General features: G+C 37.8%; 16 protein-coding genes and 1 tRNA gene. 7 read left to right on the top strand and 10 right to left on the bottom strand.

Annotation, left to right across the window (positions count from 1 at the left end):
- Window positions 1-233: 233 nt before the first annotated feature.
- Entirely contained in the window at window positions 234-503 is a 270-nt protein-coding gene (gene rpsT / locus QJV33_RS10905; protein ID WP_281463356.1) for a 30S ribosomal protein S20, read from the bottom strand.
- 118 nt (window positions 504-621) lie between these two features.
- The gene (mutM, locus tag QJV33_RS10900) at window positions 622-1,470 is read right to left on the bottom strand and encodes a bifunctional DNA-formamidopyrimidine glycosylase/DNA-(apurinic or apyrimidinic site) lyase (RefSeq protein WP_281463354.1); all 849 of its coding nucleotides are present in this window, start codon (window positions 1,468-1,470) and stop codon (window positions 622-624) included.
- A gap of 29 nt (window positions 1,471-1,499) precedes the next feature.
- Here mutM and QJV33_RS10895 point away from each other — a divergent pair, with 29 nt between their 5' ends.
- The 5 genes from QJV33_RS10895 to QJV33_RS10875 all read left to right on the top strand — a co-directional run bounded on the left by QJV33_RS10895 (window position 1,500) and on the right by QJV33_RS10875 (window position 7,373).
- Complete coding sequence (locus QJV33_RS10895; protein WP_281463353.1) at window positions 1,500-2,270, top strand: class I SAM-dependent methyltransferase; 771 nt, start codon at window positions 1,500-1,502, stop codon at window positions 2,268-2,270.
- A 237-nt stretch (window positions 2,271-2,507) separates the two neighbouring features.
- On the top strand, window positions 2,508-3,710 hold the full coding sequence (gene coaBC / locus QJV33_RS10890) for a bifunctional phosphopantothenoylcysteine decarboxylase/phosphopantothenate--cysteine ligase CoaBC (RefSeq protein WP_281463352.1): 1,203 nt from the start codon (window positions 2,508-2,510) through the stop codon (window positions 3,708-3,710).
- 18 nt (window positions 3,711-3,728) lie between these two features.
- Window positions 3,729-4,208 (top strand): dUTP diphosphatase, encoded by a 480-nt coding sequence (dut, locus tag QJV33_RS10885; protein WP_281463351.1) that lies wholly within the window; start codon window positions 3,729-3,731, stop codon window positions 4,206-4,208.
- Between the two features lie 84 nt (window positions 4,209-4,292).
- Complete coding sequence (locus QJV33_RS10880; protein ID WP_281463350.1) at window positions 4,293-6,026, top strand: ABC transporter permease; 1,734 nt, start codon at window positions 4,293-4,295, stop codon at window positions 6,024-6,026.
- Between the two features lie 12 nt (window positions 6,027-6,038).
- Window positions 6,039-7,373 (top strand): ABC transporter ATP-binding protein, encoded by a 1,335-nt coding sequence (locus tag QJV33_RS10875; protein ID WP_281463349.1) that lies wholly within the window; start codon window positions 6,039-6,041, stop codon window positions 7,371-7,373.
- Window positions 7,374-7,377: 4 nt separating this feature from the next.
- Here QJV33_RS10875 and msrA read toward each other — a convergent pair whose 3' ends face one another.
- The 4 genes from msrA to QJV33_RS10855 all read right to left on the bottom strand — a co-directional run bounded on the left by msrA (window position 7,378) and on the right by QJV33_RS10855 (window position 12,878).
- A complete protein-coding gene (gene msrA / locus QJV33_RS10870) occupies window positions 7,378-7,920 on the bottom strand; it encodes a peptide-methionine (S)-S-oxide reductase MsrA (protein WP_281463348.1) in 543 nt (180 codons plus the stop codon).
- A 99-nt stretch (window positions 7,921-8,019) separates the two neighbouring features.
- A complete protein-coding gene (locus tag QJV33_RS10865) occupies window positions 8,020-10,698 on the bottom strand; it encodes a valine--tRNA ligase (RefSeq protein ID WP_281463347.1) in 2,679 nt (892 codons plus the stop codon).
- A gap of 42 nt (window positions 10,699-10,740) precedes the next feature.
- Window positions 10,741-12,198, bottom strand: coding sequence for a TolC family outer membrane protein (locus tag QJV33_RS10860; RefSeq protein WP_281463346.1), 1,458 nt, complete (start codon window positions 12,196-12,198; stop codon window positions 10,741-10,743).
- Window positions 12,199-12,230: 32 nt separating this feature from the next.
- On the bottom strand, window positions 12,231-12,878 hold the full coding sequence (locus tag QJV33_RS10855; protein WP_281463345.1) for a protein-L-isoaspartate O-methyltransferase family protein: 648 nt from the start codon (window positions 12,876-12,878) through the stop codon (window positions 12,231-12,233).
- Window positions 12,879-13,015: 137 nt separating this feature from the next.
- On the opposite strand from QJV33_RS10855, the gene QJV33_RS10850 reads away from it, so the two are divergent.
- A tRNA-Cys gene (locus tag QJV33_RS10850) sits at window positions 13,016-13,090 on the top strand.
- Window positions 13,091-13,104: 14 nt separating this feature from the next.
- Here the strand turns inward: QJV33_RS10850 and QJV33_RS10845 are convergent.
- Window positions 13,105-13,881 (bottom strand): SDR family NAD(P)-dependent oxidoreductase, encoded by a 777-nt coding sequence (locus QJV33_RS10845; protein ID WP_281463344.1) that lies wholly within the window; start codon window positions 13,879-13,881, stop codon window positions 13,105-13,107.
- A 167-nt stretch (window positions 13,882-14,048) separates the two neighbouring features.
- On the opposite strand from QJV33_RS10845, the gene QJV33_RS10840 reads away from it, so the two are divergent.
- Window positions 14,049-15,224, top strand: a complete 1,176-nt coding sequence (locus QJV33_RS10840; protein WP_281463343.1) for a hypothetical protein — start codon at window positions 14,049-14,051, stop codon at window positions 15,222-15,224.
- Here QJV33_RS10840 and hflX read toward each other — a convergent pair.
- From hflX to ntrX, 3 genes are read right to left on the bottom strand one after another with little or no spacing between them, the layout of a single operon-like run.
- Entirely contained in the window at window positions 15,215-16,510 is a 1,296-nt protein-coding gene (hflX, locus tag QJV33_RS10835; RefSeq protein WP_281463342.1) for a GTPase HflX, read from the bottom strand. The two genes, QJV33_RS10840 and hflX, sit on opposite strands and share 10 nt — an antisense overlap.
- A 12-nt stretch (window positions 16,511-16,522) precedes the next feature.
- Window positions 16,523-16,768 carry an RNA chaperone Hfq gene (gene hfq, locus QJV33_RS10830; RefSeq protein ID WP_281463341.1) on the bottom strand — a complete coding sequence of 82 codons (246 nt, stop codon included), beginning with the start codon at window positions 16,766-16,768 and terminating at the stop codon, window positions 16,523-16,525.
- A 9-nt stretch (window positions 16,769-16,777) separates the two neighbouring features.
- Entirely contained in the window at window positions 16,778-18,202 is a 1,425-nt protein-coding gene (gene ntrX, locus QJV33_RS10825; RefSeq protein ID WP_281463340.1) for a nitrogen assimilation response regulator NtrX, read from the bottom strand.
- Window positions 18,203-18,205 lie beyond the last annotated feature (3 nt).

Genomic DNA, 18,205 nt, shown 5'->3' with positions numbered 1-18,205 from the left:
GGGCTACGATGGCTCGGTTCTTGGGTTTAAAGTCAAAGGATGAGTTAAGTGTATACGATACACCCGTTCTTTTTTTTAATAAAGAATCAATTATTTAATTATTATTGGTATCTTAGGCAAAAAAAATCCGAAGAATGTTTTACATTCGTCGGCTTCTTTATAAGTTTTATAAACAGATAAACAAAAAGATAAAACGCTTTTTCTTTATCTGTTATTTTACTTGTAACACAGGATTAAGCAGATGCGATGCTTTTAATTCTGCGAGATAGACGAGAAATTTTACGTGCAACAGTATTTCTGTGTGCAACACCTTTCCCACATGCTCTTTGCATTTCTGGTTGAGCATTACGAAGAGCAGCAACTGCTTCTTCTTTGTTACCAGCAGAAATTGCTTGCTCTACTTTTTTAACAAACGTACGCACTCGTGATACACGAGCTTTGTTTCTTTCGGTACGTTTTAAAGTTTGACGTATACGCTTACGCGCAGATGCGATATTCGCCATGGATTTCCTGTTTAACTTTTTTCTATAAATACAAACATATCATCAACAAATAAGATGACATACTAATTAAAACCAGATTTTTAATCTCTTATTAAAGTTTTGTCAAGGAAAATATCATCTATTTTTGACATAAATCACAATAAAAACTTGATCTTCCTGTTTGAACTACCCGTTTTATTACGCTTTTCTTTTGTTTTGTCAAACAATTTAAACAATAATCTCCCTCTTTGCCATAAACTTTCCATTGTATCTGGAAATATCCTTTTTTACCATTAGCATGAACATAGTCTCGCATGCTTGATCCGCCAGCTTCGATGGCTTGGGTTAAAATGGTTTGTATAGCTAACACAATTCTCATAATTTCATTTTTATTCAAAGTTCTAGATTCTCTGAGGGGTGAAATGCCCGCAAGAAATAAGGCTTCACAGACGTAAATATTACCTAGACCTGCAATGATATGCTGATCTGATAAAGCCACTTTGATGGATTGTTTTTTGTTCCGTAAGTGTTTTTGCAAATGATGCATAATGAATTGCTGATGGATTTCATCCCCCAAAGGTTCAGGTCCCATTTTGCTTAACAAAATGGGCGTTTGTTCACTTTGAAACAAATCAATAACTCCAAATCGCCGAGGGTCAATATAACTAAGTCTTTGTCCTTCTTTGGTAACTAAGGTAAAATGTTCATGTTTGATGATGGGTTCGTCTTTTATATTTGGGCGAACAATCATTTTTCCCGACATTCCTAAATGAACTAAAATAGTTTGTTGGTTATTTAGTCCGATTAAGATATATTTGCCTCGTCTGGTAAAATGAATTATTTTGGTATGTGTAATCATTCTGTCTAAATCTTTTGGAATAGGTAGACGCAATGTATCACGATGACATTGAACAGATAATATCGTCTGGTTGATTAGATTATTTTCTAATCCACGTTTAATGGTTTCGATTTCGGGTAATTCTGGCATAGGTTTTTCTAAAAAATAGTTTTATGAATATGAACAATAATAACAATTATTCTTCTGATGAAGAAGATCAAGTCACAGATTTTGGATTTCGTAAAGTTAATGAGAACGAAAAATCTTCAATGGTGAAAGCTGTTTTTGACAGTGTGGCTGCCAAATATGATATTATGAACGATCTGATGTCTTTAGGAATTCATCGTGTTTGGAAACAAATTTTTATTCAAGAGTTAGGTCCCAGACCAAATCTAACCTTGTTAGATTTAGCAGGTGGTACGGGCGATATTACATTCGGTTGGCTAAAACGTGGGGGCGGTCCTGCTTATTTAACGGATGTAAATTACAGTATGTTAAGTGTTGGGCAAAGCCGTGCTTTTGATAAAGGATATGTCAAAAATATTAATCTTTTCTGTGTGAATGGTGAAGAGATTTGCTTGCCTGATCGTTCCGTAGATCGTGTGACGATTTCTTTTGGGCTACGGAATTGTACTCACAAAGATAAGGTATTAGCCGAAGCACGTCGTGTCTTAAAACCTGGTGGACGTTTTTTATGTTTAGAATTTTCTAAATTGATTATTCCTATTTTACGTCCTTTATATGATGCATGGTCTTTTCAAGCATTGCCTCGTATTGGTGAGATTATTGCCAAGGATGGAGACAGTTATCAATATTTAGCTGAAAGTATTCGGATGTTTCCAGATCAAGAAACTCTGAAAAGCATGATGGAAAATGCGGGATTAGAACATGTAACCTATCAAAATCTTTCTGGTGGTATTGCTGCAATTCATTCTGGATGGCGAATTTAATAGCAACTATTATAAAGATGGATGCTGTAAAGTTTATAAAATATGACTTTGGTAGTTCAAAAAAATACTTGATCTGCAAGAAGTAGCAAATATCTTTATTTGAAATGTAAAAAGAATATAAATTGCAGCATATTGTTGATTTTAATGAATTTTAACGCATTAAGATCCGATATTTGCAGTGGTGGCAAAAGAATAAATAAGCAGAAATGTTTAAGTTTATTGGAGGAAAATTATAAAATGAAGAAAAATGTCCTTCTAATTATCAGCGGTGGTATTGCTGCTTATAAATCTCTGGAACTTATTCGATTACTTCGTGCTAAAGGAAGTAACGTCAAATGCATTTTGACCCAAGGTGGGGAACAATTTATTACGCCTCTTTCTGTGCAAACGCTTAGTGGTCAAGCTGTCTATCAAGATTTATTCGAACTGACAGTAACGAATGAAATTGAACATATTACGCTTACTCGAGAAGCGGATATGGTTGTTATTTATCCAGCCAGTGCAGATTTGATTGCTAAAATGGCGGTTGGTTTGGCTGATGATTTAGCAAGTGCTTTGTTACTTGCAACACCGCCTTCTATGCCTATTTTGGTTGCCCCTGCAATGAATGTTCAAATGTGGGAAAATGCTGCGACAAAAGAAAATGTTCATAAATTAAAAAGCCGTGGGATAGTTTTTGTAGGGCCAGATCATGGGGATATGGCTTGTGGAGAATATGGATATGGTCGATTGGTTTCCCCTGAATCGATGTTAAAACACATAGAGAATCATTTAGCTCCATATCGACCATTATCAGGAAGAACAGCATTGGTCACCGCAGGACCTACTTATGAACCGATTGATCCTGTGCGTTTTTTAGGGAATTATTCTTCGGGTCGTCAGGGATATGCCATTGCCGAGAGTTTACGTGACGCTGGGGCTGATGTTACTTTAATATCAGGACCAGTTTCTTTAATTCCCCCTGATAATATCCGTGTGATCTCTATTCAAACAGCACAAGAAATGTTAAATGCTTGCTTAGAAATGCTCCCTGTTGATATTGCAGTCATGGCAGCGGCAGTTGCTGACTGGCGCGCAAAAGAAGTTTCGAATCAAAAAATTAAAAAAACAGGTGACGAAAAAATACCATCTTTTGAACTGACAACTAATCCTGATATTCTCGCAACAATTTCTCGACCAAACCCTCATCGTCCTAAGTTAGTTATTGGCTTTGCTGCGGAAACAAATGATTTGTTGGATAATGCCGATACCAAGAGAAAACGTAAAAACTGTGATTGGATTATTGTGAACGATGTCAACCCAGATACAAAAATTATGGGAGGAGTCGAAAATGAGGTGACAATTTTGTCATCCTCTGGTAAGCAACATTTTGAACGTGCTGACAAGAAAGAAATTGGTCGTTTGTTAACTAAAGATATCATTCAGTTTTTTAATCATTAAATTATAAGGGGTAACGTTATGACATTACCACCCTTCCCTATTATTATGGTAAAACGATTGGCTCATGCCAAAGATTTACCATTACCCTCTTATGCAACTGCTGGTGCAGCAGGTATGGATTTATTAGCAGCTATTGATGAATCTGTTACGCTTTTACCTCAAACAAGGTTACTCATTCCGACTGGATTACAAATTGCATTGCCTGTAGGATATGAATTACAAATACGCCCTCGTTCAGGGTTGGCATTAAAATACGGTATTATGGTTCCTAACTCTCCTGGCACCATTGATGAAGATTATCGTGGAGAAATTAAGGTAATCCTTATTAACACAGATAAAGATTCATTTATTATTGAGCGCGGAATGCGTATTGCTCAAGCTGTATTGACCCCTGTTGTGCGTGGCGTATGGCAAGAAACCGATAGTTTGGACGAAACAGAACGATCGGGCGGTGGTTTTGGCAGCACAGGCCATCAAAGTGTCATTAAAAATTCATAAGATTTTGGTGATACAAATTTTATTTTAGTAATATACTATTACTGATTTTCATAATCTAATTATATAAGGATAAAGGCGGGTTCAATGGCAAGAGACAATATTCCCGCCAGCGTTGCAGTTCGGGCAAAACCCAATTTATTTGATATTATCACAATCCTGTGTGTTATTGCACTTGGGGTTGCTATTGCATCAGCAACGCGGCATGTACTACAACCTTTAAATATGCCTAGTGCACAGGCAATTAATCTGGATCCCTCATATCTTCCGGGATATGCAATGCGGACGACATTACGTATGTTTGCCGCTTTGTTTGCTTCTTTGGTTTTTACGTTTACATATGCTGTTATAGCAGCGAAAAGTCGCAGAGCCGAAATGGTGTTGGTTCCTATTCTTGATATTTTACAATCTGTTCCGATCCTTGGTTTTTTGACTTTTACGGTTGTGTTTTTTATGGGGTTATTTCCAGGTCAAATCCTGGGGGTTGAGTTAGCAGCCATATTCACGATTTTTACAAGCCAAGCTTGGAATATGGCATTCAGTATGTATCAATCTCTTAAAACCATTCCAGAGGATATGAGCGAAGCTGCCAAATGTTTTGGATTAACCTCGTGGCAACGCTTTTGGAAGCTTGAGGTTCCAGCTGCTATGCCTGGGCTGATCTGGAATATGATGATGTCTATGTCAGGCGGTTGGTTTATGATTGTTTATTCAGAAACCATATCTGTTGGTAATACTGAAATCACACTTCCTGGTATTGGTTCTTATGTAGGAACTGCGATTGTACATAAAGATTTAGCTGCTATTTTTTATGCAATTGGTGCAATGTTATTTGTTATTTTAGCATATGATCAGCTATTATTCCGCCCTCTTGTTGCATGGTCTGCAAAATTTCGCTTTGAAACAACCAATAGTGATACGGATACAACCCCTTGGTTGTTACGTCTTATGCACCGTACCAGCTTTATTCGTTGGATTTCTGATTATATCGATGGATTTGCTCACAAAGTCGCTATTTTACCGATTGGTAAACGTCCATTCAGCCAATCCTATTTATCAAAAAACCTAATTTCTTCGAAAACCATTGATAGGATTTACATAGCAATCTTATGTTTACTGGGGGTCGCAGCTGCCTATTATATTTATGAAGCTGTTCATGGACACATTTCTATCGAAGAAATACTACATGTTATTGTGCTTGGTTTTATCACATTATTTCGTGTTGTTGTGATGATTGCTATTGCCACAATTATTTGGGTACCAGCGGGTATTTGGCTGGGCTTACGTCCTCAATGGGCAAAAAGAACTCAAGTGGTCGCACAATTTATGGCAGCCTTTCCTGCTAACTTATTTTTTCCATTCTTTGTAGTTGGTATCGTTCATTTTGGTTTGAATAAAGAAATTTGGCTGACGCCTTTAATGATTTTAGGAACCCAATGGTATATTCTTTTTAATGTAGTCGGTGGCGCATCAACATTTCCTGGTGATCTCAGAGAAGCTTCTAAGAGCTTTCATATCAAAGGGTGGCTTTGGTGGTCAAAGGTGATGTTACCTGCCATTTTCCCTTATTATATCACGGGGGCTTTGACAGCATGTGGCGGTGCATGGAATGCATCCATCGCAGCAGAAGTTGCTAGTTGGGGTAATGATACATTAAAAGCAACGGGACTTGGAGCTTATATTGCTGAAGCCACAGATGCTGGAAATGTGTTCCAAGTAGGTTTGGGCATGGTGGTTATGTCTGCTTTTGTCATCATATTTAATCGCTTAGTTTGGCATCCTCTTTATGATTATGCTCGACGTCGCTTATCTTTTTCTTAAGAGGGCATATTTATGAATACGCTTAATACTGCAGAAACCTTGATCGAGGTTAAAAATTGTAAACAATCTTATCCTAAAGAGAACCATTCGGAATTGGTCGTATTAGATGATGTTAATGTTACCTTGAAAAGTGGTGAGATCGTTGGATTATTAGGGCGTTCTGGCTCTGGCAAGTCGACTTTATTACGTATTGTTGCAGGACTATTAGCACCCACTAAAGGTGAAGTTCGTTGGAAAGATCAACTATTGTCTGGTCCAGCTGAAGGCATCGCAATGGTGTTTCAATCTTTTGCCCTTTTTCCTTGGTTAACAGTACAAGATAATGTGCAGCTTGGTTTAGAAGCCAAAGGCGTTCATAGGAAAGAGCAAGAGCAATTAGCTGAGGAAGCCATTGATCTGATTGGCTTAGGCGGTTATGAGAAAGCCTACCCAAAAGAGTTGTCAGGGGGAATGCGTCAACGTGTTGGGCTTGCCAGAGCGCTTGTTGTACATCCTGACTTGCTTTTGATGGATGAACCTTTCTCGGCTTTGGATGTCTTGACTGCCGAGAATTTACGAACTGATTTGATTGAGTTGTGGGTTGAAAAGAAACTGCCTGTTAAATCAATCTTGATCGTCACACATAGTATTGAAGAAGCAGTTTTGATGTGTGATCGTTTATTGATCTTTTCTTCAAACCCAGGTAGCGTTGCACATGAATTAGAAGTCACATTCCCTCATCCGCGTAATCGGGAAGACATTGCATTTCGTCAGTTGGTTGATAAAATTTACACATTAATGACACATCGTGGTCCTGCTAAGATCAATCCAAATGATTTAGATGTTAAAAAAGCAAATAGTAGCCAATTCGTTGCTATACCGCCAATGTCCATGAATTTAATGATCGGAATGGTCGAGGCATTGTTGGCAGAGCCATATATGGGACGTGCAGATTTGCCTAAACTTGCACAAAGCCTACAGATGGAATTGGATGATTTATTACCAATTGGTGAAACATTGCAAATGTTGGGCTTTGCCGATATGGCAGAGGGTGATATCATCCTGACTGAGCTTGGAAAAGAATTGGTTCATTCTGAAATTGAAGAACGTAAAGATATCTTCAGACGTAGTGTCGTTAAGAATGTTACGTTAATTCGTGCTATTCGTAGTGTATTGGATGAACGTTCGAATCACAAAGCCAGTGCAGAACGATTTAGAGATGAATTAAAAGATACAATGTCGCCAGAATATGCAAGGCAAACGCTCTCCACTGTTATTGGGTGGGCACGTTATGCCGAGATATTCGATTTTGATGAAGAATCAGATCAATTCTTCCTTGATGAAGACGATAAAACTGTTAAAGAATAAATGATTATTTTTTCAAATAATCTGTAAATTCTTTACGAACTTTTAACACCTTGGGGGCTATGACTGCTTGGCAATAAGCAACCTCAGGGTGCAACTCAAAATAGTTTTTATGCTCTATTTCTGCTGGATAAAATTTTTCTAATTTTGTTATTTCTGTAACAATAGGTTTTTCCCATACACCAGATTGTTCAATTTCGTTTCTAATTGAAATTGCTGTTTGTTCTTGGTCATCATTAGCTGGCAAAATAATTGAACGATATCGGGTACCTACGTCTGCACCCTGAGCATTCAGTGTGGTTGGATTATGAGTTAAGAAAAAAATGCGAAAAATATCTTCAAGCTTGATTAAATTTTTATCAAATGTAATTTTAACGACTTCGGCATGCCCAGTTTGATCAGTATAAACTTGTTTATATGTTGGATTTTCAGTTTGACCGCCTGAGTAGCCAGGTAAAATTTCGATAATGCCTTTAAATTGGCTTAACATGGCTTCGACACACCAAAAGCATCCACCACCAACAACAACCGTTTCTATATTTTCATGCATTGTTAATTCCTTAACTTAAGTAATAAATTCTTCTTATAAAAAAATAGCTGTTGAATAATATTTTTCAACAGCTATTTTACATTATTATTTTATTTCTATCTATTTAAAGTGATTTAACGCCATTTCTACACGTTCTTTATCATGTGATAATTGCTTTAATCGTTCTCGGCTTTCTTCAATAATCTCAGGTCGTGCTTTTTGTATGAAATTTTGATTAGATAATTTGGTATTTAATTTTGTAAGTTCATCAACGATCTTATCTAATTCTTTAGCTAAACGTGCCTTTTCAGCATCAATATCGATGATCCCAGCTAAAGGCAGAATAACAGTTGCTTCATTAACGATGGTTTGTGCTGAATCTTTAGGTAAATCACCCTGTAATGGCTCAATAGAATCTATTCTCGCCATACGTTTAATCGCATCGCCCCAAACATTGGCATATTGTAATGTATATGAATTAGCATCTTTCAAATAAGCTGAGATAAATTTACTAGGCGGCACATTCATCTCAGCTCTTAACGTTCTGATATCTGTAATAAAACGAACGATCCAATCAATTTCTTCAGAAGATTCTTTTGTTTTAACCGTTGCAAATAGTTCAGCTTTTGGCCATTCAGAAACCATTAATGTTCCTTTTTGACCAAAATTAAATTCATGCCATAATGTTTCTGTAACAAAAGGAATAACAGGATGTAAAATTTGTAAAAGTGTTTTTAATACTAATGCTGCAACAGCTCTTGTTTCTTGAACAATAGTTTGATCTTCATTTTGAAAAGCTGCTTTGGCAAATTCGAGAAACCAATCACAGAATTTATCCCATGTGAAATGGTAACAAACAGAAGCATATTCATCATACCGGAAAGATTCTAATGCAGATGTTGCATCTGTAATTGCTTGGGATAACTCTCCTAAAATCCAACGATTTAAAGAAAGTTTTACATCGCTAATTGAGAAATTAGAATTATATTTGACTTCATTCATTTCACAAAAACGTGCAGCATTCCATATTTTAGTAATGAATGAACGGTATTCTTCAATACGTTTCTTACCCAGCTTAATATCACGCCCTGGTCCTGTTAATGCACATACAGTAAAGCGCATTGCATCAGCACCGAATTCATCAATGACTTCCAAAGGATCAATACCATTTCCTTTGGTTTTGGACATTTTTTGTCCCTTTTCATCACGCACCAATCCGTGGAGGTAAACCGTTTCGAACGGAATATCTTTTATAAAATGGGTACCCATCATCATCATTCTCGCAACCCAAAAGAAAATGATGTCAAATCCAGTAATCAATACGTTCCCAGGATAATATCTGTTTAATTCAACAGTTTCATTTGGCCAGCCCAACGTTGAAAAAGGCCATAATGCAGAAGAAAACCACGTATCCAATACATCTTCATCACGGCGTAATGGTTCTTCTTTGCTATAATGTTTCAGGGCTTGTTCTTTGGCTTCATTTTCGTCATAGGCAACAAATACATGATTATCTGGACCATACCATGCTGGAATTTGATGTCCCCACCATAATTGACGGCTGATACACCAAGGTTGCAAATCACGCATCCACGCAAAATAGGTGTTTTCCCACTGTTTAGGAACGAATTTGATTTTTCCCGTTTGCACTGCTTCGATTGCAGGTTTTGCCAAGGTTGGGGCATCGCAATACCATTGCGTTGTCAAGCGTGGTTCAATAACAGCCCCACCTCTTTCAGCATGAGGCACTTGGTTACGATGAGGTTCAGCCTTTTCAAGAAGCTCTAACCTTTCAAGTTCAGCAATGATTTGCTTTCTTGCTTTATCTCTTGGTAAGCCAGCTAAGGAAAGGACGAATTCTGTCTTTTCATTTTCAGATAACTCATTCAGATCAATTGCAGCACTTTCATCTAAAATCGTAATTAATTTTAGATCATGCCTGCGCCCAACTTCAAAATCGTTGAAATCATGAGCAGGCGTAATCTTAACAGCACCAGTTCCTTTTTCTGGATCAGAATATTCATCAGCAATAATAGGAATTAAACGACCCGTTAATGGTAAGATAATATTTTTACCTACAAGATGTTTATATTTTTCGTTTTCAGGATGCACAGCAACAGCAACGTCACCAAGCATTGTTTCAGGACGAGTTGTTGCAATAGTGATGATCTCATCACTATTTTCAATTGGATAATGAATATACCAAAGATGCCCATTGACCTCTTTGCTTTCCACCTCAAGATCAGATACGGCAGAGCGAAATACGGGATCCCAATTTACCAGACGTTTGTCTTGATAAATCAATCCTTCACGATACAAAGTCACAAAAACTTTTTTGACAGCTTCTGATAGACCTTCATCCATCGTAAAGCGCTCTCTTTTCCAATCAAGAGAAGCCCCTAACCTGCGTAATTGTTTGGTAATCTCGCCACCAGATTCGGCTTTCCATTCCCAAACGTGCTTAATGAATTCATCACGACCAATAGATTTGCGATCAATGCCTTTTTCGGTAAGCTTACGATCAACGACCAGTTGGGTTGAAATCCCTGCATGGTCTGTACCGGGTTGCCACAATACATCGTACCCTTGCATACGACGCCAGCGAATTAAGGTATCTTGCAACGTCATTGTTAATGCATGACCCATATGCAATGTTCCCGTCACGTTTGGTGGAGGAATCATGATTGCAAATGGTTTTTTGTCTTGTTGTTCAGGATTAGCCGAGAAAAAACCAGACTCCTCCCAAAGGTGGTAAAGATCATTTTCAACAGAGGAAGGATGAAATTTTTTATCTAACATTGGATGATATGATGTACTAAAATAAAGTGAAAGAATAAGATATTAACGACCAGGCTGATCTTGGGCATAGTCATTCATGCCCCACCATCTGTTTTTAACTGCATTGTAATACGCTGTATAGTCGTAATGAGGTACATTCAGTTTTAAATCTTGGGCTGTTAACCGTCCCATAGCAGCAGCAACATCATAAGAAGCCGTAACCATAGTGCTAAGGTTTTGAATAAGGGTTGTTTGTGAATTTAATAAGGTTTGTTGTTGTTGCAACATTTCTAAAGTAGTACTCGTTCCAACAACGGCTTGTTTTTCGACACCAGCCAAAGCAACGATATTCGCTGCAATAGCAGAACGGTTACTACCAATTGAAGCTTTTGCTGCCAAATATTTTTGCCAATTGCTGGATGCTAATTGCATAGCAGTTCGTCTTTGAGAGCTTACTTGTCTATGCGCTGCTTGTGCTTGTTGCTTTGCTTGACGAATTGCAGAATATTCTGAACCGCTTTGATAGATAGGCAAGGTCATTTGCAACGTGCCCATTTTACTATCCATTTGGTTTCGACCGACACCTTGATCTTTCATTCTTTGATATTGCAAATTCGCATTAACTTTTGGCATAATTTCAGAAATAGCAACATTTACCGCTGCTTTTTGTGCAGATTCGGTAAATAATGCTGAAATAACATCTGGATTGTTGGATGCTGCAATAGCGATAGCCTCTTGTTCTGTTTTTACAGGCAAAATTAATGGTTGCGGTGGTTTTAAATTGGGCGGTGGTGCAATCCCGACAACCTGAGTATAAGTTGCTTCTGCTTCTCTTAGGCTACCATCAGCTGTTTGACGTCTAGCGCGTGCCTCAGCAAGTGCTGCTTCTGCTTGGGCTGTATCTGTTCGTGTGATTTCGCCTAAATTAAACCGTTGTTGGGTTGCTCTCACCTGTTCTGCAAGGATTTTTTCGTTATTAATATTAATTTGCAACAATTGTTGAGCCTGAATAACACCAACATACGCTTTAACAACTTTTTGAAAAACTTGCTGTTCTGTTGAAAGAAGTTTAGCACGTTCGGCCATCACTGCATTGACAGCTTGATGCGTTTTAGCTGTTGTCTTTCCGCCTTGATAGATCGGTTGTGAGATTGAAACTTGAGCTTGATATCCTAATTGCCCATCTGCAGATTGAATCGTATCTTGACCTTGCACTATCTGTCCGTTGTCATTAAACTCAGATGACCCTACAGAATTTCCTTTTGTTATAGAGCCACCAAGAGATGTCTGAATTGTAGGTCGCCATCCCGCATGTGCTTGGGAAACACCTTCATCAGTTGCTCTTAATACTGCACGTTCTTGTTGTAATTCTGGATTGGTGAGGTAAGCTGTGGATAATGCCTCTTCTAAGGTGTGAGGAACAAAATTGGGGGCACCAGATCCATCATAATTTTGTGCCCAAGTCGTTGTGCTTAACAAAAAGCTGAATAAGCTTATACCAAGATATCGACATTTAATCATCACAGCAACTTTCTATCAAATTCTATATAGTTTTAATCTTTAAATTCTTGTAATAAAGGTAGGCTAGCATAAAAACAAGAAATTGTTGCAAGACCATTGGTAGTTTTTTCTATTTTTACTGCTTGGCTTGCTTGCCCGTCTTTTTTAAGAACGGTAACAATACGACCGTTTAGTACGAGCTGATCGGCTAATTGACTGGGAATTTCTGTCACAGCGCCATCAATTAAAATAACATCGAATGGTTTTGCTTCTGGGTAACCTTCGGATAATTTACCCATATGCCAATGAACACGATCCGCATATTTTTTGCAAAAATCTTGACCTTGTACAGAAAGTTCTTCATTTTCTTCTACTGCAAAAATTTCTGCTTCTAGCAATTGAATGATTGCGGGCAAGTATCCAGTTGAAGCACCAACGACCAATATTTTTTCACCAGGACGAATATCAGCCAACTGGACTAATCGTGCGATAACTCTGGGTTCGCTTAGGAAGCGGTTGTGGGATAAAGGCAAATTAATATCTGCATATGCCATCTCACGTTGTGATGGTTTAACACATTCTTCACGAGGGAGAGCGCGCATAATTTCGGTAAGTTGTGTATGGTTTACCTCAGCAGGACGAAGTTGATTTTCAACCATATTCTGTCGTGCCTCAGCAAAATCAAAATGAGAGTGATTCATTGTTTCCTAAACATCTTTAATAACGTGCTATGTCTAAATACCATGAAACCCTTACGAATGAAAAGTAAAGTTTTTATACATTTTTTACTTGACCTTTTTGCCATAGTAGATGATATAAGCAGGTATCAAGAGTTCATGGTCCGGTGGCAGAGTGGCTCATGCAGCGGATTGCAAATCCGTTTACGGGGGTTCAATTCCCTCCCGGACCTCCATTAGCTCTTGATTATTAATCTTGTTTGACTTTGATCCGAGATAAAATTAAATCCCTTAAAAAACTAGGTGCTATTAGATCAACCCATTTCAAAAGTTTAAATATTTTTGGAAGAATGAGTTCTCTTTTCCCCTCTGCAATTGCATTAGTGATTTGTTCTACGGCTTTATCAAGAGGAATCAAAAAAGGCTTGTCGCATTCAAGTCGTTGGCTCATTGGGGTATCAATAAATCCAGGAATAATGAGTGTTACTTGTATTTTCCATTTTTTTACCGCAAGCCTCAACGAATCGCTAAAACGCGTCAAGCCCGCCTTTGAGCTACTATAAGCAGTTGCAAAAGGTAATGAATGAAACCCTGCAACAGAACTTATAAATATAATTTTCCCCTGAATATCTTTTTGTATCATTTGTTGAGCTAGTAAATTTCCCATTAAGCTCGGGGTAACATAATTCAGTTGCGTTAAATCGTAGAGTGTTTTTTGAGATTCTAATATATCTTGTTCTGATTTAATATCACCTGACCCAGCGGCAAGAATAGCCATATCAATGGTAAAATCTTTGAATATTTCATGGAGTAATGTCGTTGCAGCAATAGGATTCGTTAGGTCAATAGGATAAGTATAAACAACCGCACCCTTGGCTTGACATCGTTGTGCAGTTTCATTTAATTTTTTCTTAGACCTTCCCCACAAAAAAAGTTTTATTCCTGGTTTGGCATAAAAATATGCAAGTGCTTGACCCATACCGCTGGTTGCACCTGTAATCAAAATAGAATCTAATGAATCACGCAAAAGAATTTCCTTTGGATAGAAGTTTTTTTAATTTTTTTGATAAAATTATATCTATAAGTACAAAAAACCTTTATATAATTTGAGACAAGTAATTTTATACTTCTCCCTTTTTCAAATTTCAAAAATATAAAATTTGTTTTTGATTTAATTTAAATAATGGTTTTCTGATGTCTGTAATCTCCGTTGAATCGAATAAAGTTATTGTTCTTTCTGTGCGTAATGCAAAACAATTAGAAATTTTCATTCGATTGCCACGTTTATTATACAGTCATTTCCCTGATTATATACCCCCTTTGGACTTTCAAGAAACCAGTTTATTACACCCCAAAAAATCTGCATTTTTCAGATATGGAACAGCCCAGTATTTTCTTGCCTATAAAGATAACAAACCGGTTGGTCGTATTTCTGCACAAATAGACCCGAATGCTTTACGTCAATGGAAAGAACCAATTGGTTTATTTGGCGCTTTGGATGCAATTGATGATTCTGAGGTCGTACAGCAATTAATCAACGCCGCTAGTCAATGGCTTAAGAAACATGGAATGGAAAAAATCAGAGGTCCTTATACTTTGAATGCAAATTCAGAGGCTGGAACTATGGTCAAAGGACAAAAAGAACCCCCGATGATTGCAATGCCATGGCACCCCGAATATTTGGGAAAGCATATCGAATCGTCAGGATTATCAAAAGCAATGGACTTGGTTTCTTATCAAATGATTATGGGTGAAGAAGCCAGAAAAGCACATAAAATTCCATCAGGATTAAAAATGGGTTCTGATCGCCTTGGAAACATTACAACTAGAAAATTAAATATGAAGGAGATTTCTCGAGATGGAGAGATCTTGCGTCAATTATATAATGATGCTTGGAACAATACATGGGGATTTGTTCCCCTGACACCAACAGAAATGTCCGTTTTAATTAGAGATTTAAAATCAATGCTTCGACCTGAAAATTATGTATTGGTCGAACAAAATAAGATGCCCGTTGCCGTTGCTTTGGTAATTCCTAATATTTATGATTTGTCAAAGAATATTGGTCCTACTCCCTCTTTAATGGGGTGGGCAAAAATAGGTTATAGGGTATTGCGTCATCAAATTCAATCCGCGCGTGTAATATTATTAGGGATCAGCCATTCAATTCGGGATACAGCCATGGGGGCGTTGATGCCCTCACTTGTAATTGATGAACTATTTAATCGTGGCGAAGTATTGTCTTATAAAATGATCGAATTAGGATGGATTTTAGAAGATAATAAAGGTATGCGCAATTTGATTGAGCGCATCGTACCAGAACCTTGTAAAGTCCATCGAATTTTCGAAGCTAAATTACATCATTCATAAGGGTATATTTGTTCAAAACGTGCCTTATTTACTGGAGACAATCTGACATATAAGGTGATATTTTCTTCATCATCATTCCGTTCTAAAATTTCACTATGATTATAGAGCCATGATAATGCAGCACCGTCTTTGATTGAAATTGTATAGTTAACTTTCTCCATAAATGTAGCCAAGCGGTCATCAATCATTTGTATTAAAGCAGGTAAATTTTCGCCTGTTAATGCAGAAATACCAATATAGTCAGAAGGCTTATCAACTATTGTATTGATATCGGTCAAATCAATTTTATTTAACACTTCAATCGTATTTTTGCGCCAATCAGCCTCTAAAATTTGATCTTTGACCATTGTATCTAAAACAGAGAATACGTCTTGCCGTTGCTCTATGGTTTCAGGATGTGAAATATCCCTAACATGCAAAATAATATCAGCTTCGGCAGTTTCTTCTAATGTTGCCCTAAACGCAGCAATCAGTTCAGTGGGCAAGTCACTGATAAAGCCAACAGTGTCCGATAAGATAATCGTCTTTCCAGAAGGAAGTTGTAGCTTTCTCATTGTAGGATCAAGCGTTGCAAATAATTGATCTTGGGCATGAACATCAGCCCCAGTTAACTTATTAAACAATGTTGATTTTCCAGCATTGGTATATCCAATCAAAGCCACAATAGGAAAGGGTACTTTTTGTCTTGATTTACGATGTAATCCTCTGGTGCGTCGAACTTGTTCTAAATCCTTTTTTAAACGAATAATTCTTTCATCAATTAAACGCCTATCCGCTTCAATTTGTGTTTCACCAGGACCACCCATAAAACCAAAACCCCCACGTTGACGTTCCAAATGTGTCCAAGAACGGACCAAACGACTGCGTTGATATTGCAAATGCGCCAGCTCAACTTGTAACGTCCCCTCTTTTGTTTGGGCACGCTCACCAAATATATCAAGAATCAAAGCCGTACGATCAATGACCTTACATGCCAACGCTTTTTCTAAATTACGTTGTTGGATGGGGCTTAACCTAGTATCGAAAATAGCAATTTCGATTTCATTAGATTGAATAGAATCTCTTAACTGCTCTATATGCCCCTGTCCTATCAGCGTTGCAGAGCGATAAGAGCGTAGATTTATAATTTCAGTATGTAAAATCTCTAAACGGATAGAAGAAGCTAAACCAATTGCCTCTTCTAATCTGGATTGTGAGTTTCGATTACTTATTTGACGATTTGAAACATCCCAAGGAACAATAACTGCTGCACGAGCATTTTGATGAGTTGAATCAAAATTGGTCATTTAGTAATCTTTCTAGTTTTCTTCTGGAGTATTATAAGGCAATTGTATAGGCGTTGCAGGCATAATCGTGCTGACTGCGTGTTTATATACAAGTTGAGCGTGACTCTCTCTTCTTAATAAAATTGAGAAATTATCAAACCCTGATATTATTCCTTGCAATTTGACGCCATTGACCAAGAAAACAGTCACGGAGACCTTGGATTTTCTTAATTGGTTTAAAAATACGTCTTGTATGTTTTGAAAATTGTCTTTTGGCACTGTTCAACCTTATAAATTGTTATTGTTATTGTTATTGGTGTTGTTACTTCTTTCTTCTGAAGAAGTAACTCCAAGTTGCTTTAGCTTACGATGTAGGGCACTTCGTTCCATGCCAACAAATCCAGCAGTACGACTGATATTTCCACCAAACCGCATTAATTGTGCTTGTAAATATTGCGTTTCAAATAAATCCCTAGCTTCTCTTAGTGGCAGGCTAATAATATCGGTCTGCGTATCAATTTTTAACAAGCCGGGAGCATTTTGCCCAATGTTATTGGGTAACATATCCGTGCGGATAGCCTCGCTTACATTACCTGGCATCATAATTAACAAACGTTCCATTAAATTACGCAATTCACGAACGTTTCCTGGCCATTCATAGGTTTGTAATGTCGTTAATGCGTCGGCAGATAAATCGATTAACGGAAGCCCGGTTAATTCTGAACAATTTTGTAAAAATAACTTTGCAAGTTCAGGAATATCCTCTCGCCTATCCTTTAAACTAGGTAATTTCAATGGAACAACCGCAAGGCGGTAATATAAATCTTCTCTAAAATTACCTGCGCCAATTTCGACGTTGAGATCTCTGTTTGTTGTTGCAATGACCCTCACATCAACTTTAACTCTTGTTGAACCACCAACACGTTGGAACGTTTGATCTTGTAATGCTCTGACGATTTTCCCTTGAGTTTCAAGGGGCATATCAGCCACTTCATCAAGCACCAAAGTACCCCCATGAGCACGTTCTAGAACACCTGTTCTACGTTGTTGTGTACCATCAGCTGTGCCCTCAATCCCGAATAATTCTTCTTCAAAACGATTTGGGGATAAAGTCGCACAATTTAATACCAGAAATGGACCATCTGCGCGTTTGGATAGATTATGGATAGATCGTGCTGCAATTTCTTTTCCAGTGCCAGGAGCTCCAGAAATCAAAACGCGTGAGCCTGTTGGGGCAACCTTGTCAATTTGGCTTTTTAAAACGCTAATGGCTTGACTTTGACCATTTAATTGCATTGCGACGCCACTTCTTACGCGCAACTCTGCATTTTCTTGTGCCAACCTAGCACTTTCAAGTGCTCGGCGAACAACGACGAGCAAATGGTCTGAAGTAAATGGCTTTTCAATAAAATCATATGCGCCAAATTGAAGGGCAGAAACAGCAGTTTCAATTGTCCCATGCCCAGAAATCATAATGGTTGGCACGGCTGGTTTTTCATTTTGGATTAATTTTAAAATCTCTAAACCATCCATTCTGGAACCTTGTAACCAAATATCCAAAATGACTAGTGAAGGTCTGCGTGCGTGAAAAGCACTAATTGCAGCATCAGCATCTCCTGCAAGACGTGTTGCGTATCCTTCATCTTGTAAAATTCCTTCGATAAGCAACCTGATATCAGGTTCATCATCAACGATTAGAATTTCATGCGCCATATT

Source organism: Commensalibacter nepenthis, assembly GCF_029953305.1.
Classification (GTDB): Bacteria; Pseudomonadota; Alphaproteobacteria; order Acetobacterales; family Acetobacteraceae; genus Commensalibacter; species Commensalibacter nepenthis.
The sequence above is the reverse complement of the archived record's forward strand: the minus strand, read 5'-3'. Positions and strand labels throughout refer to the sequence as shown.